Origin of the sequence: Undibacterium sp. FT79W (assembly GCF_014284215.1) — a bacterium.
GTDB classification, from domain to species: Bacteria; Pseudomonadota; Gammaproteobacteria; order Burkholderiales; family Burkholderiaceae_D; genus Undibacterium; species Undibacterium aquatile.
On the sequence record NZ_JACOGB010000007.1, the window covers coordinates 67,332 to 83,000 of the forward strand.

Here is a 15,669-nt window from a genome sequence, read left to right on the forward strand (position 1 = left end):
ATTGTGTCTCGCAAAATTGAGCTATGTGGCAAAAGAAATTGCCTACTTTTTTGTTGGATCGATATGCCACAATTTCACCTAAACTTTCAAGATCGCCCCTATGCCTGATTTCTCCAACCCGAATTTGCCACCAGCAAACCGTACTGTCTATTTCATTTCCGACGGAACAGGAATTACTGCTGAAGCATTCGGGCATTCAGTTTTAACCCAGTTTGACCTCAAATTTCGTCAGATTCGCCTGCCATTTGTCGATAGTGTCGATAAAGCACATGACGCAGTGCGCCGAATCAATGATGCCTTTGCCCTTGACGGCAACAGACCCATCGTATTTTCTACACTGGTCAAAAAGGAACTCGCTACCATCGTATTTAAATCCAAAGGCTTGCATATGGATTTAATTCAAACCTTTGTTTCGCCTTTGGAACAAGAATTAGGGGTGAAATCCACGCACACGATAGGCCGTAGCCATAACATCACAGACTCAGAAGAGTACAAAAATCGCATAGAAGCGATTAACTTTTCACTAACACATGACGATGGGCAATCGCATAAAAATCTGGCCGCCGCTGATGTCATTCTGGTTGGCGTGTCACGTTCAGGAAAAACGCCGACCAGTTTGTATCTGGCGATGCAGTATGGGATCAAGGCCGCAAATTACCCACTGATTCCCGATGATTTCGAACGTGGGAAAATGCCAAGTGCGCTACCAGAATTTCGTCATAAATTGTTCGGACTCAGCATCACACCCGAACGACTCTCAGAGATTCGCAATGAACGCCGGCCAGGAAGTAAATATGCGTCGATAGAAAATTGTCGCTATGAAGTGAATGAAGCCGAAGCAATGATGAAGCGTGAAGGCATACGCTGGTTGTCCTCGACAACTAAATCCATTGAGGAAATATCGACGACTATTTTGCAAGAAATTAAAGGAGATACTAAATTGTATTAATGATAGCGGCTGCATTGCCGCACTGTCAGATCAGGTGTCTGAAAAAATCCCGGCAAGCAGCCGGGATTTTTATTTCATTGGAAAGATTGTTGACGTACTTGCTCAAAAAAACAGATTGCTGCACTTGCAGCGACATTCAACGACTCAATTGCCGCTTGCTGAGGGATAGTGACGGTCATGTCTGCCAAAGCCATCAGGCTATCGGAAACCCCTTGCCCTTCATGTCCGAATAACCAGATAAGCGGTTGTGCGAGGTCCGCCTGGTAAATCGTGTTTTTTGTATGTGAGCTCGTGGAAAGTACAGGAATACTGGCATTCTTCAAAACAACTTCAAGGTCAATATTTTCAAAAATATTGAGTAAAAAATGGGCGCCCATACCTGCCCGCATGACTTTCGGAGACCATGCGAATACGGTGCCGGAACTACAAAAAACATTTTTAATTCCAGCTGCAGCCGCACTTCGTAAAATCGACCCCAGATTTCCTGGATCTTGCAAACCATCAAGAGCAACCGAGTTTTCCGAAATATTTTCAGGCAACACAGGGCTAGGTGTATTAACGAGAAACATAATACCCACACCATGTTCGACCTGGCTGATGGCCTGATACAAATTGGCCGGTAAGCTAATGCACTGAATATGCTGTGACTCGCACAATTCCAGTAATTTACTCACTTCCGGATCATTTAACGCGGCATCAGAGACTATGCATAGCTCCGGGGCGCCGACATGCTGCTGATAGGCTTCGCACAGATGTACTCCATCGAGTAAAGTACGCCCGGCTTTACGTCTGACCTGCGAGCTGGTCGCTAGTAATTTCAATTCTTTGTACAAAGAATTTTCGCGCGAAGTAATTTGTTTCATTTCAATAAAGCCTTAACAGGCGCATAGGATTTGCGGTGAATTGGTGCGATGCCGTGTTCACGTAATCGTTCAAGGTGTAACGCGGTCGGATAACCTTTATGCTGATCCAGCGCATATTGAGGATAAGTAAGATGAAGCTGGTACAGAGCGTGATCACGTGCTGTTTTTGCGAGAATTGATGCAGCAGAAATTGCTGCCACCTTGTCGTCTCCCTTAACTATAGCCTCAGATCTGACGGACATTACCGGGCAACGGTTACCATCAATTAACGCAAGTGTCGGTGTGATTGCCAAGCCCTCAACCGCGCGGCGCATGGCAAGCATGGTTGCCTGCAAAATATTCAACTCATCAATTTCCTGCTCTGAGCATTCAGCCACTGACCATGCAAGAGCATACTTCTTGATTTCCTCAGCCAGCACATCCCGTCGCGCTTCGCTGAGTTTTTTGGAGTCACGTAAGCCGTCAATCGGATGATCGGGATCGAGAATAACCGCAGCCGCCATAACCGGGCCAGCCAATGGCCCTCGCCCTGCCTCGTCGACGCCACATATCAACTCACCGTCGTAGGCAAACAAATCTAAACTTTCTTGCATATCAAGCCTGAAAAAATGCCTTTAAAGCATTCTGATCTAAAAAATAATGGCAAATTTCTTTCGGTGGATGACCGGGCTTTTTGCCAATCAACACCGGTACAAGTTCATCATACAAATGAACCAGCTCTGCATCGGTATCAACATCAATAACTTCAACAGAAAACTGACAGTCTGCTGTGTAAGCTCGCAATTGCTCCAACATATCATCACAAAGATGGCAGTAACTCCGCGAGTACAGTGTGAAAGCGATCATAAATAAAGCGACATAAATAAAGTAGCGCATTATAAGTCCACAGTACTCCCAAGCATAAAAACACGAGCAATATTTATAAAAAAAGCTGCCCATTTTTAGGAGCAGCTTTTTTATATGCCGGATTTAGCAGGCTGAATTTATTTGGCTTGCGGTTTAATCGGAATAAATTGAGAGATATTTTCACGACGAACCAGAACAACTGCTGTTTTTTTACTATCCAGTTTTGCAACCATGCTGGTGAATTGCTTCGCATCTTTCACATCAACATTATTTAAGGTCAGGATAATATCGCCTTGCAGCAAACCAGCTGCAGCGGCTGCGCCATCAGCAGACTCAATCACAACGCCCCCTGCTGGCAATTCTTTTTTCTGTGCATCGCTCAAATCACCGACGGCAAGTCCTAGGAAATTAGTTTGCTCCTTTTTCGCTTTTTTCTCGGATTTCTGAGCAACTTTGTCCTGCTCCATTTCGGCGACAGTAATCGTCATTTCACGAATAGCGCCTTTTCTCCAGACGGTCATCGTTGCTTTCGAGCCCGGTTTCGTCGCACCGACAATCCGTGGCAGATCAGTTGATTTTTCAACCGATTGTCCATTGAACTTAAGGATCACATCACCGTCCTGCAACCCGGCTTTTTCTGCCGGAGTACCGGCTTCAATTCTGACAACGAGTGCGCCCTGCGCCTTTTGCAAGCCAATGGAATCGGCCACATCTTTAGAGACTTCACCGATCTGCACACCAATGCGGCCTCGGGTTACCTTGCCAGTGCCTTTCAATTGATCAGCAACACGCATGGCTTCATCAATCGGAATCGCAAACGAGATGCCCATATAACCGCCGGAACGACTGTAAATCTGGGAATTGATACCAACAACCTCGCCCCGCATATTAATCAACGGGCCGCCTGAATTTCCAGGATTCACCGCAACATCGGTCTGAATTAATGGCAGATAGTCGCCAGTATCACGCGCCTTCGCAGAAATAATCCCCGCAGTCACGGTATTGTCCAGATCAAATGGCGAGCCAATCGCAATCACCCATTCGCCGGCCTTGATTTTATCTGAATCACCTATCGTCAATTTCGGTAATTTCGTGCCCTCAATTTTCAATACTGCGACGTCTGTGCGTTTATCACTGCCAATGACTTTCGCTTTGAATTCACGCTTATCTGTCAGTTTAACGTAGACATCTGTCGCACCATCAATCACGTGTGCATTGGTCAGCACATAACCGTCCTGTGAAATGATGAAACCTGAGCCAACGCCACGAGGAACTTCCTCTTCTTGTTGCGGCACCTGTTTGCGTCCTTTCGGCACCGGAGCCTGCTTAGGAATCGGCATTCCGAAGAAACGGCGGAAGAACTCCTGCATCTGCTCGTCTTCCATTCCGTTCATCCCCTGAGCCTGTTGCATTTTTTCAGTCGTACGGATGTTGACAACGGCTGGTCCGGTCTTTTCGACTAACTCAGTAAAATCAGGCAAACCTGTGACTGCGGACGCTGCCTGGGCGACAGGTATAGCATTCACCGCTAAGGGCGCCACAAAACCCACGCAAGCACTGATCGCTATAGTGGAAATCAATTTTTCTAAAGGAAAAAGTTTTTTTGTTTTCATGGGGTCACTCACTTACTTAGATTGTTACTTGGTTTTAAACTCAATCGAGTTCATCACTTGTTGAATCGCTGTTACAGGAACTTCACCAACGACAGTCAGCCAATAAGCCCCTTGTCGTTTTCCCATAATAGTCATTGCGCCTTGCTGCAAACTACCTTCAGTACGGCTTTCACTATCGGGCTCTATAAACACGGAAATAGCGGCCAGACCATCAGAAAATATCATTTGTATGACCTGGTGCGAGGCGCCGGATTTACCCCCTGCCGATGCCGGAGGCGCTGGGATCACCCGCTTCATTTCCTTGGTTTTACGAAACCCGGCTGGCAGTGATCTGACTATCCAGCCGGAGTTGATATTGGATTGCACCGTTAAGTTTTCAATATGCCAGCGCGAGATATTTTGAAAACTGGGTTTCAATTTATTTTTATCAATATCGTTCAGCTTCAACTCTGTAAAAGCAATCTGCTCGATGACGTCATTCTTTGCATTCACTGTCTGTGCACGTAAGAGCAATCCGGATTGTTTTTCCGCACAAAGACGATAGCCGTAGCGATAAGCATCTTTCGGCTGCAACAAATAGGTCTGACATGTGAGTCCGGCAACACGATTCAGGTCGGCTTTTTTTATGGTGTAATTGTCTGGCAGTGACGATGCATTCTGAGTCAGCAAGGCTGGAAAAACTTCTTGCGTCACATTTTTTTCGATCTGTATCGTTTTACTTTCAGGAAGATAGCAAGATACCTCATCACCTTTGCGAATATATTCACGCGGTTTTCCATCCAGAATTTCAAGTTTTTCCAACTCGCCATGCTGATCTACAAAATGCGTGATTTTAGACGTTCTGATCTGACTGGCTTGCTGATAAACAAACGTACCCGAATAATTCAGATTTTGTGCCGAAGTCTGAATTTTCTTTAATACTTCCTGCGCTGCCTTCTGATCATCTGCCGCATAAACTGAGCGACCGATAACGCACAAACCCATCAACAGAACTGGCCATCGGAAACGATAAAACAACATAATCCTTACTTCTCCGCTGGGCCAGAAACTGCATTCGCCCGGGTAACATACTGCGTACCAGCACTAATTGCCGGGGAAAATTTTTGATGTGCAATCAGATAGCTATCAATTCTGGGATCGCGCAGCATTTCGACCGGTGCAGTCTGACGCTCATTTACCTGTTTGGAGGATTCCACTGCCGGCTCAACTTGTGCAAGCTCCTTCGTCGGCAAATCAGGCGTCACCGGCGCTGACGCCAGTTGCAGTTTATTTGCTGATTTTGGTGAGACAATTTCAGATACCTGTACGGTCTGCACCTGATTTTGATTTAACTGCAGCAACTGCGGCACAAATACGAACGCAAACAAAGCAGCGACTGCAGCAGTCGCAACGGACAGATATGAGCGAAGATATTGCGGCTTATCCGACTCTTTCGCTTCATTCTGAACGTGCATCTTTGGCATCAAAATAGCTGGTTCGCTGGCAAAGCGTGCTGCAAAACGCTGATTAAAATCTGCGCTTAAAGGCGTAGCAAGATCGTCTGAGCGCAACACATCACCTATGTGGTGATAGAGCCCCCAAACATCTTTGCTTTCAGTCGAATCCATATCTGTAAGTATGGCATCCAGCTCGACATCGTCTATCTCGCCATCAAGCAACGCTGATATGTTTTCGTTTTTCCTGGTTTCGGTCATCATATTTCTACAAAAATCATGCCTGTTCAATTCATTAACTGACATCAACTACCAACGCTGATCCAGATTCGTTCCTAAAATCGGTCTCAATCGTTCCGCAATCGCCTCGCGGGCACGAAATATTCTGCTGCGTACAGTACCAATCGGGCACAACATGACGTCGGCAATTTCATCGTAACTCAAGCCCTCAATCTCTCTTAGAGTGATTGCATTCCTTAACTCTTCAGGCAAAGAAGACATCGCTGCATTGACAGTCTCCGCAATCTGCTTACTTGCCAATAAAGATTCAGGCGTATTGATATCCCTTAGTCCATCTGCATCAACAAAAGTTTCAGCCTCATCGACATCAGCATCGGTTGATGTCGGCGCCCTGCGTCCCTGTGTGACCAGATAGTTTTTTGCAGTGTTGATGCCTATCCGGTAAAGCCACGTATAAAAAGCTGAATCACCACGAAAATTAGGTAAAGCCCGATAGGCTTTTATAAATGCCTCCTGCACCACATCCTCTGCCTCAGCCTGATCATAGATGAGACGAGACACGAGCCGCATTAGTTTCCGTTGGTATTTGGAAACCAGAAGCTCAAATGCCTTTTTATCTCCACGCTGCACGCGCTCAACCAATATCTGGTCTATCTCGCGCTCTGTCGTCACTCAATCATCCCGTTTTTGATTAATCTTATTTTTAGTTTAATGTGCACAACTGCATTCAGCATCAATGTCTGCAAGTATGAGTGGGCATCCGGGTTAAAAGTTCCCTGCCCCCTTCGTATTCGTTGCGGCCACTTTATCGTGATGCATCAGTATCCACAACAGAGTCACCCGCAATCGATGAAACGCTGCCAGGCTAACTGAATCTGGCAGGATAAGAATGCGGTGATTTTTTCCATCATCGGAAGCAAAACGTAAAGCCATCACATGCTGCCAAATGACGCTACTTCGATGCAACTTAACAGCCGTCGATGAACCAATCTGCCCTGTCATCTGAAGAAAAATATCACCACTCTTAAACACATTAAGATCATAGACCGGCCTTCTTGAACTCATCATCAGCGACAGAATACTCACGATTGCAAAACCAGCTACAGCGATTAAAAATGAAATAGATGGTAATTGTCTATTTAATAGGAATAAACACCAGCCTATGTTTGCGAGTACAACCATCAGGCAGAGCAGATAGTGCAGCAGCCTCGATGGTTTAATGGTGACCCGAACGGATATCGTCATATAAACAAAAAGGCACTTCATTTCAAAGAAACAAAGTGCCTTTTTCTAATGTACTGATGAATTATATTTTTGCGAAAATCAAAGTTCCGTTTGTACCGCCAAAACCAAACGAATTCTTCATCGCATAGTCAATTTTCATGTCTCTGGCTACGTTTGCACAATAGTCGAGATCACACTCAGGATCTTGATTAAAAATATTAATTGTCGGTGGTGACACCTGATTATGCAGCGCTAATACCGTAAATACAGATTCTATCCCACCTGCACCACCGAGCAAATGCCCCGTCATGGATTTAGTGGAATTCACCGTTAATTTATATGCATGGTCTGCAAATGTTGCCTTAATCGCGTCCGTCTCATTCTTATCACCCAACGGCGTTGACGTTCCATGTGCATTCAGATAATCAATCTGATCAGCATTAATACCCGCATTTTTCATTGCGTTAATCATACTGCGTCGTGGACCATCCATGCTAGGCGAAGTAATGTGATATGCGTCACCACTCATACCGAAGCCGATCACTTCAGCATAAATTTTTGCACCACGCGCCTTCGCATGTTCATATTCTTCCAGCATCATGACGCCAGCACCTTCGCCAAGTACAAAGCCATCACGGTCTTTGTCCCAAGGACGAGAGGCAGTCGCCGGATCATCATTACGGGAAGAAAGCGCCCGGGCTGACGCAAAGCCACCCAAACCTAACGGAGAAATCGTTGACTCTGCACCACCGGCAATCATCGCGTCTGCATCACCGTATTCAATCATGCGTGCAGCCTGACCTATACAATGCAGACCGGTCGTGCATGCTGTAACGATCGCCAGATTTGGCCCTTTCAAGCCATATTTGATCGATAAATTACCCGAAATCATGTTGATGATAGACGCTGGCACGAAAAATGGGCTGATGCGGCGTGGACCACGTTCAATCAAGGTTTCTTTCGTTGCTTCGATCAGCGGCAAGCCACCGATACCGGAACCGACGATAACACCGATGCGCTCGGCATTCTCTTCGGTAACAACCATTCCACTGTCCTGAAACGCCTGCATCCCCGCGGCAATGCCGAAATGGATGAAAGTGTCCATGTTACGAGCTTCTTTTGCCGGAATGTAATCCTCGACATTGAAGTCCTTCACTTCTCCAGCGAAATGCGTGGAAAAGGGAGTTGCATCAAATTTGGTAATCGTAGCGATACCAGATTTGCCAGCTTTTGCAGCATCCCACGCGGTAGCAATTGAATTGCCAATGGGCGAGATACATCCAAGTCCGGTTACAACGACACGACGTTTAAGCGTACGACTCAAGCGCTTCTCCTGGATTTAAAAACGTGGTAACCGAATTACGCCTTAACGTGTGCAGTAGCGTAATCAATCGCTTGTTGCACAGTTGTGATTTTTTCAGCTTGTTCGTCAGGGATTTCCATTTCGAATTCATCTTCGAGTGCCATCACCAGTTCAACGGTATCAAGGGAATCAGCACCCAGATCATCAACGAAAGAGGATTCAATTTTGATGTCAGCTTCAGCGACGCCCAGTTGTTCAGCGACGATTTTCTTAACGCGTTGTTCGATATCGGACATGTGTATCTCCAGTGAAAAAATCAAAAATAAGGGCTTACAGAAAGTGCGCGCATTTTAGCAGGTTTGTACGCAAAAAAAGCAAGCCTGACGATTTTAGCAATAACTCCTGTTATTTTCGCAGAAATTACCACCAACTATCGTTAAATAAATTATGCCAGGTACATCCCACCATTAACGTGAAGGGTCGTACCGGTAATATAACCTGCATCTGGCGACGCCAAAAAGACCGTTGCGGCCGCAATATCTTCTGGACGACCAAGTTTCGCCATCGGGATTTGCACCAAAATTGCCGCCTTTTGCTCATCCGTCAGCGCCTTTGTCATATCCGTATCGATAAATCCGGGAGCAATACAGTTAACTGTAATGTTGCGGCTACCGATCTCACGCGCCAATGCACGACTCATGCCAGCCACACCTGCCTTAGCCGCAGCATAGTTCATTTGCCCCGGATTACCGGATGAACCAACCACAGACGTGATATTGATGATGCGGCCATGTTTTGCCTTCATCATGCCGCGCAATACTGCACGGGATAAACGGGCCACTGAATTCAGATTGGTGGTGATAACGTTATCCCAATCCTCTTCTTTCATGCGCATTGCCAGCTGATCCTGAGTAATTCCCGCATTATTAACGAGAATTGACAGACTGCCGTATTCCTTCTGGATTTCATCCACCAGCGACGTACAGCGCTCAACATCATTCACATTGAACGCAACGCCCTTGCCCGCACCAGGAGCAACATCGGCAAGATAGGCAGAAATCGCCTCAGCACCTGCTTCAGTGGTTGCAGTACCGATCACCTTTGCACCAGCCTGTGCCAATGCAATAGCGATTGCCTTACCAATACCGCGCGATGCGCCGGTCACTAAAGCGACTTGATTTTCTAATTGTCGGGTCATTTTAAAGATTCCAATACTTTTTCCAGCGTTACTTGATCGTAAATTGCCTCACCGATCAGTTCTGCATTAATACGCTTAGTCAAACCAGCCAATACCTTGCCAGGACCGCATTCAATAACGTTGCGTATACCACTTGCATGTACCGCCTGAATGGTTTCAACCCAACGAACCGGACTCGCGGCCTGACGGACTAATGCGTCTTTGATCAGCGCAGGATCTGTCACGATCGCAACGTCAACGTTATTAATCAGCGGAATCGCTGGCGCCGAAAATGCGATTCCAGCCATGTATTCGCGCAGCTTGTCAGATGCTGGCTTGAGCAACGATGAGTGAAACGGTGCCGAAACAGGTAACGTCAGGGCGCGCTTAGCACCCTTCGCTTTGGCAATTTCACAGGCACGCTCAACAGCCGCCTTACTGCCTGCAATCACCACTTGTGCAGGCGCATTGAAATTGACGGCCTCTACAACCTCACCCTCGGCCGCTTCGTTACACGCAGCAATGACGTCCTCATCACTCAAGCCTAGAATCGCTGCCATCCCGCCCTGACCAACAGGCACGGCATCCTGCATTGCCTGCGCACGAAAGCGTACCAGAGGAACCGCATCTTTAAACGCAATCACGCCGGCAGCCACCAATGCGGAATATTCACCGAGGCTATGGCCCGCCACCAATTTAGGTGTAGCACCACCAGCGGCAATCCATGCCCGGTAACAGGCAACCGCAGCAGTTAACATCACCGGCTGTGTGTTCGTCGTTAAATCGAGCGCTTCCTTCGGCCCCTCGGAAATCAGTTTTCCCAGATCAAACTGCAAGGCATCAGATGCCTCAGCGATCGTTTGCTGAACCACAGGATTATCAGCAAAGCCATTCAGCATGCCGATCGCTTGCGAACCCTGCCCGGGAAATACAAATGCAAATTGGGTCATATTATCTATGTCTCTCTTTGGTTATGTTGATTACTACATCTGCACAATGGCGGCACCCCAGGTAAATCCGCCACCAACGCCTTCTAACAATATTTTATGGCCGGGCTGTACCCTGCCATCGCGCACAGCCTGATCCAGTGCCAGAGGAATTGACGCCGCCGACGTATTGCCATGCCGATCAACCGTCACGACCAACTTCTCTAAAGGCAAACGCATTTTCTTTGCGGTACTGTGCATGATGCGCAGATTTGCCTGATGAGGAATCAGCCAGTCAATATCCTCCGCGTTCAAGCCAGCCTGCGCCAATGCCTCATTCGCCACTTTTTCCAACACAGATACCGCCAGTTTAAAGACTGCCTGACCGTCCATCTGCAAATAACCACTTCCTGCAATGGCGCCATCCTGCACAGTACCCGGCACAGACAAAATATCTGCGTATCCGCCATCGGCATGCAACTTGGTCGCCAGCACCCCAGGCTCATTCGACGCGCTCATTACCACTGCACCAGCACCGTCACCAAACAATACGCAAGTGGTACGGTCATCAAAATTAAGAATACGGGAAAACACTTCAGCACCGATCACCAGTACATTTTTATGCGCACCGGATTTAATCATGCTGTCAGCGATAGACATGCCGTACATGAAGCCGCTGCAAACGGCCTGCACATCCATCGCAGGCGCACCATTGGTCAAACCTAATTTATTCTGTACCACGCAGGCTGTACTCGGAAATCCACCAATAAAATCCGGGGTGGACGTCGCCAGAATAATCAAATCAATGTCATCAGGCGTCAGCTTCGCTGCTTCCAGCGCTTTTTTCGCGGCCTCGACACCCATATCGCTGGACCTCTCCCCTTCATCCGCATAATGGCGTGATGAAATGCCGCTACGGGAAACGATCCACTCGTCGGAAGTTTCTATCCCTTTTTTTGCCAACTGGTCAGCCAACTCCTGGTTACTGACTTTTTTTGCTGGCAGATAGCTGCCAGTACCTATGATTTTGCTAAAAATTGTCATGCGCTTATTTTGCCATCAGGTCATTATTATCTTCAGGCGAAGCCAGGTCTGCCACTGGCATGAGTTTCGCCATCGAATTAGAAATACGAGTCAGGACATCATTTTTTGCCGCATCAAATGCGCGCTGTATTGCCCACTCATAGCTATATTTATCTGCACTGCCGTGGCTTTTAAAAACCAGACCGCGCAAACCCAGCAAACAACCGCCATTGTAATTGGAAGGGTTCATTGTCTGCGAAATCGACTTTAAAGCACCGCGCGCAATCAGCGCACCCAACATATTCAATGGATTACTCTTAAAAGCACCAGTCAGGGTCGTCTTTACAAAACGCCCCATCCCCTCGGCGGCTTTCAAGGTCACGTTACCGACGAAACCGTCGCACACCACGATGTCAGTGGTGCCTTTAAATATATCATTACCCTCAACGTTGCCATAAAAATTCAACAGCCCACGTTCATGATCAGCCCGCAGCAACTGCGCGGTTTTTTTAACGACGTCGTTACCCTTAATATCCTCTTCACCGACGTTTAGCAGACCAATACTCGGTCTTTCCTTGCCTTCCAGCGCGGATACCAAAGCCGATCCCATAATCGCAAACTGATGCAGATGCAATGGTTCACAATCAACGTTCGCGCCGAGATCCAGCATATAGGTCGGCAGATTTTTTTGATTTGGCAGCATGCCGCTGATCGCAGGGCGATCCACACTTTGCATGGTCTTCAGGACGTAACGCGATACCGCCATCAAAGCACCTGTGTTGCCAGCCGAGACGCAGGCTTGCGCATGTCCGTCTTTTACCTGAGTGACGGCAACGCGCATCGAAGAATCTTTTTTCCGGCGCAGTGCAATCTCGATAGGATCGTCCATTTCCACCACTTCGGTAGCGTGGATTATTTTCATGCGTGGATGATGTTCAGCATGATTCTTTTTAAGTTCAGCCTGGATAACGGATTCAAGCCCGACCAGCAGAAATTCAACATCAGGCTCGCGATGAGCGAAAGCAACCGCCGCCGCCACTGTAACTGACGGGCCGTGATCGCCACCCATGCAGTCTATGGAAATTTTTATTGTCATGTAGTGTTACTAAACTTCGATCCGAAACGACTAGTGTACCAAACGGAGAGGCAATTTCCGTCAATTCCATTTCCACACAGAAATGAAAAAAAGAAAAAACAGAGAAAATCAGTCTGGATCCAGAAACGTGTTTATAAAATCAGGGCACAGACAAATCTGAACACCAGAATTCGGGAAAAACAGGCATAAAAAAAGCGGCGCCAAGTACGAGACTCGTCACGCCGCTTCCTTTAACAAGAACAGAGATTACTCGTCGTTCTTAGTTTTCAATACTTTACGACCACGGTAAAAGCCGTTAGGGCTGATGTGGTGACGCAGATGTGTCTCACCAGTTGTTGGCTCGATACCCAACTGTGGTGCAGTCAGGAAATCGTGGGAACGGTGCATGCCACGCTTGGATGGGGACTTTTTATTTTGCTGAACTGCCATGATAACTCCTAATACTTCAAAAAATGTTTCTAAAAATTTACACACCTGGCTAAAGAATGCGCACATCGCAATGCGAACATCGCCAACCAAGAATCCCTAACAATACTTCGACCTGAGTGTTTTTTCAGAATAATGCCACTAGGTACGCCCATTAATTTTCTTCAACACAGCAAAAGGTGATTCTTTTTTACTGACTTCTGCTTCAATCGCTGCAGTAGTATTTGCTGAAGCCAACGATACATCCGGGCATACTGCATGTTTGGGCGATTGGGGTATTGCGAGCAGCGCTTCATCTTCGATCAAATCATTGACATCAAATGCTTTGCTGCCTACTACAACATCGACCTCGTCATCATCAAGCAATGCGTCAATTTCATCGGCATTTTCTTCGTTTTTGGCGAGTATCAATACAGATTCAGAGTCAATTTCATATGCAAATGGCGTCAGACAGCGCTGGCACATCAGATTCACGCTACCAGTCACACTCAACACCAGCCGTGGATGACCCAGTGCATCTTTACCGCCAGACAAAGACCAGTTCAACGCACCATCGGTGTTTGCACTCTCGCCTGAAAGCCGGGGTAAATCTGCGACTAAAATGCTTCCCGAACGCTGCTCTTCGAGCCGACAATACGCGAAAGCGTCAATCACAAAAGCTTGCATAGGATTATTTGAACCCAGAAAACCTGCGATAATAACAGCACTCGGCCTTGTTAGTCAAAGGCTTACAGGCATTTTTTAAGCCAAAACGACTTACACCAGCTCTTACACCTGCTATTTCCCGCTGAATTCCCTGAATATGATCAAGCACCAGTCTGACTCACCGCACTCACAGCACAACGCAAGCCTGATGAATCCACGTCTGATTCTCGCCTCCAGCTCGGTCTATCGCCGCGAATTATTATCCCGGCTGCAAATCCCATTCGATTCGCTGGTGCCGGATATCGATGAAACCGCGCAGAATGGCGAAACACCGGACGCCACCGCCTTGCGGCTGGCGCAACAAAAAGCTGAAGCCATCGCCAGACAGTTAGCGTCGTCTGCTGCACATCCCGCAGAAAATGCGCTCATTATCGGTTCCGACCAGGTTGCGACACTGAATGACATCCACATCGGCAAACCCGGCGATCATGCCAGCGCCTTAAAACAATTGCAACTCATGCGCGGCAAAGAAGTCGTTTTCCATACCGCATTATGCCTGTTGGATACCCGCCCCGGCGCGCAGCCCGCCGTGCAATTGCGCGACGTGCAAACCATCGTCCGCTTCCGCGATTTGCCGGATGCCGAACTCGATGCCTATCTGCGTATTGAACAGCCCTACGATTGCGCTGGCAGCGCGAAAAACGAAGCGCTCGGCATCAGCATCTTAGCGTCGATACAAAGCGATGATCCGACCGCATTAACCGGATTACCGTTGATTGCGCTGACCGACATGCTGCGCAACGCTGGCGTTCAGTTTTATCGCTGATGAATCGCTAATGACTCAGAAAAATGCTCTGTTTTTAGCAAAATTGGGGGAGTATCTTCATTTTTCGCCTTATTGTCAGCGTAAAACAAGGACGTAAAAATATACTCCCCCCAGTATTTATAAGCACAAATATGACGCCAGTAAGCATATTTCAGTAAAGTACGACGACGGCAGAACGCTACAAACAAGAACCATATCGTCGCTGCGACAGTTTTGTGTCGACATAAACAAATTCATATCAACTTATTTTTCAGCTCTATTTTTCAGCTCTATATAAAAAAAAGATTTCCCCATGACAGGCACACTATTTCTTATTCCTAACACGCTGGGCTACAACGAAGGGCAGCAAGACGGTTTGCTGGCGAAAATCATTCCCGATACCGTGCAATCCATGTCCGCGCAGCTCAGTTATTTCGTTGCAGAGAATGCCAAGACCACCCGCGCCTATCTGAAATTTCTTGGTCAGCATCACCCCTTAAAGCTGGCGATGCAGGATATTCAGATCAGCGAACTCAACGTCAACACCCCGGCGCAGGCGCTCGAAGGCTTGCTGCAACCGCTGCTGCAAGGACATGATGTCGGTCTGATTTCTGAGGCTGGCGTCCCCGCCGTCGCTGATCCCGGTGCCAATCTGGTCAGGCTGGCACACCAGCGCAACATCACGGTCAGACCGCTGGTCGGGCCATCGTCGCTGCTGCTGGCCCTGATGGGCAGCGGCTTAAATGGTCAGAGTTTCGCCTTTCACGGCTACCTGCCCACCGATGCCGCATTACGCGCAAAACGCATCAAAGAGTTGGAAGACCGCTCGCGCAAAGAAAAGCAAACGCAATTACTGATAGAAACACCGTATCGCAACGCCGCCATGCTGGAAGCCCTGGCAAACCAGTGTCAGGCACAGAGCCTGATTTGCGTCGCCACTGATCTGACCTTACCAAGCGAATCAATACAGACGCGTAGCGCAGCAGAATGGAAGAAGCGCCTTTCCGCTGGTCAAGCCCCTGATTTCCATAAAAAGCCGACGGTTTTCCTGTTCCTCGCCAGTTAATTGCGAACGACCGATCTATTTTTTAAATTTACGC

At 47.6% G+C, this 15,669-nt stretch carries 19 protein-coding genes; 3 read left to right on the forward strand and 16 right to left on the reverse strand.

The features are described from left to right. The first annotated feature begins 100 nt into the window (after positions 1–100). On the forward strand, positions 101–949 hold the full coding sequence (locus H8K38_RS13540) for a pyruvate, water dikinase regulatory protein (RefSeq protein ID WP_186885369.1): 849 nt from the start codon (positions 101–103) through the stop codon (positions 947–949). Between the two features lie 74 nt (positions 950–1,023). Here H8K38_RS13540 and H8K38_RS13545 read toward each other — a convergent pair whose 3' ends face one another. From H8K38_RS13545 to H8K38_RS13620, 16 genes are all read right to left on the reverse strand, one after another. Continuing rightward, positions 1,024–1,812 (reverse strand): RNA methyltransferase, encoded by a 789-nt coding sequence (locus H8K38_RS13545; RefSeq protein ID WP_186885370.1) that lies wholly within the window; start codon positions 1,810–1,812, stop codon positions 1,024–1,026. Further along, on the reverse strand, positions 1,809–2,405 hold the full coding sequence (gene rnhB / locus H8K38_RS13550; protein WP_186885371.1) for a ribonuclease HII: 597 nt from the start codon (positions 2,403–2,405) through the stop codon (positions 1,809–1,811). Before rnhB ends, H8K38_RS13545 begins: the two co-directional genes overlap by 4 nt. Position 2,406: 1 nt before the next feature. Then, positions 2,407–2,688: a glutaredoxin family protein gene (locus H8K38_RS13555; protein WP_255422978.1), complete on the reverse strand. Its 282-nt coding sequence runs from the start codon at positions 2,686–2,688 to the stop codon at positions 2,407–2,409. A gap of 107 nt (positions 2,689–2,795) precedes the next feature. After that, on the reverse strand, positions 2,796–4,271 hold the full coding sequence (locus H8K38_RS13560; protein ID WP_186885372.1) for a DegQ family serine endoprotease: 1,476 nt from the start codon (positions 4,269–4,271) through the stop codon (positions 2,796–2,798). A gap of 24 nt (positions 4,272–4,295) precedes the next feature. After that, the gene (locus H8K38_RS13565) at positions 4,296–5,291 is read right to left on the reverse strand and encodes a MucB/RseB C-terminal domain-containing protein (protein ID WP_255422979.1); all 996 of its coding nucleotides are present in this window, start codon (positions 5,289–5,291) and stop codon (positions 4,296–4,298) included. A 5-nt stretch (positions 5,292–5,296) separates the two neighbouring features. Then, positions 5,297–5,968 (reverse strand): sigma-E factor negative regulatory protein, encoded by a 672-nt coding sequence (locus H8K38_RS13570; protein WP_186885373.1) that lies wholly within the window; start codon positions 5,966–5,968, stop codon positions 5,297–5,299. A gap of 45 nt (positions 5,969–6,013) precedes the next feature. Further along, entirely contained in the window at positions 6,014–6,616 is a 603-nt protein-coding gene (rpoE, locus tag H8K38_RS13575; protein ID WP_186885374.1) for an RNA polymerase sigma factor RpoE, read from the reverse strand. Between the two features lie 93 nt (positions 6,617–6,709). Then, positions 6,710–7,189, reverse strand: a complete 480-nt coding sequence (locus H8K38_RS13580) for a protein YgfX (protein WP_186885375.1) — start codon at positions 7,187–7,189, stop codon at positions 6,710–6,712. 61 nt (positions 7,190–7,250) lie between these two features. Then, positions 7,251–8,492 (reverse strand): beta-ketoacyl-ACP synthase II, encoded by a 1,242-nt coding sequence (gene fabF, locus H8K38_RS13585; protein ID WP_186885376.1) that lies wholly within the window; start codon positions 8,490–8,492, stop codon positions 7,251–7,253. A 35-nt stretch (positions 8,493–8,527) separates the two neighbouring features. Next, a complete protein-coding gene (acpP, locus tag H8K38_RS13590) occupies positions 8,528–8,767 on the reverse strand; it encodes an acyl carrier protein (RefSeq protein ID WP_008449912.1) in 240 nt (79 codons plus the stop codon). 149 nt (positions 8,768–8,916) lie between these two features. Beyond that, positions 8,917–9,669 carry a 3-oxoacyl-ACP reductase FabG gene (gene fabG / locus H8K38_RS13595; RefSeq protein WP_186885377.1) on the reverse strand — a complete coding sequence of 251 codons (753 nt, stop codon included), beginning with the start codon at positions 9,667–9,669 and terminating at the stop codon, positions 8,917–8,919. Next, complete coding sequence (gene fabD / locus H8K38_RS13600) at positions 9,666–10,598, reverse strand: ACP S-malonyltransferase (RefSeq protein WP_186885378.1); 933 nt, start codon at positions 10,596–10,598, stop codon at positions 9,666–9,668. The genes fabG and fabD overlap by 4 nt, the downstream gene beginning before the upstream one ends. 33 nt (positions 10,599–10,631) lie before the next feature. Next, positions 10,632–11,618 carry a beta-ketoacyl-ACP synthase III gene (locus H8K38_RS13605; RefSeq protein ID WP_222610860.1) on the reverse strand — a complete coding sequence of 329 codons (987 nt, stop codon included), beginning with the start codon at positions 11,616–11,618 and terminating at the stop codon, positions 10,632–10,634. A 4-nt stretch (positions 11,619–11,622) separates the two neighbouring features. Further along, entirely contained in the window at positions 11,623–12,693 is a 1,071-nt protein-coding gene (plsX, locus tag H8K38_RS13610; protein WP_186885379.1) for a phosphate acyltransferase PlsX, read from the reverse strand. Between the two features lie 246 nt (positions 12,694–12,939). Beyond that, positions 12,940–13,122 carry a 50S ribosomal protein L32 gene (gene rpmF / locus H8K38_RS13615; protein WP_162018712.1) on the reverse strand — a complete coding sequence of 61 codons (183 nt, stop codon included), beginning with the start codon at positions 13,120–13,122 and terminating at the stop codon, positions 12,940–12,942. A gap of 138 nt (positions 13,123–13,260) precedes the next feature. Next, a complete protein-coding gene (locus H8K38_RS13620) occupies positions 13,261–13,785 on the reverse strand; it encodes a DUF177 domain-containing protein (RefSeq protein WP_186885380.1) in 525 nt (174 codons plus the stop codon). A 187-nt stretch (positions 13,786–13,972) separates the two neighbouring features. Between H8K38_RS13620 and H8K38_RS13625 the strand changes: the two genes are divergently transcribed. Both H8K38_RS13625 and H8K38_RS13630 read left to right on the forward strand, forming a co-directional pair. Further along, positions 13,973–14,590 carry a Maf family nucleotide pyrophosphatase gene (locus tag H8K38_RS13625; RefSeq protein WP_255422980.1) on the forward strand — a complete coding sequence of 206 codons (618 nt, stop codon included), beginning with the start codon at positions 13,973–13,975 and terminating at the stop codon, positions 14,588–14,590. 292 nt (positions 14,591–14,882) lie between these two features. Next, complete coding sequence (locus H8K38_RS13630; protein ID WP_186885382.1) at positions 14,883–15,635, forward strand: SAM-dependent methyltransferase; 753 nt, start codon at positions 14,883–14,885, stop codon at positions 15,633–15,635. Positions 15,636–15,669: the final 34 nt, after the last annotated feature.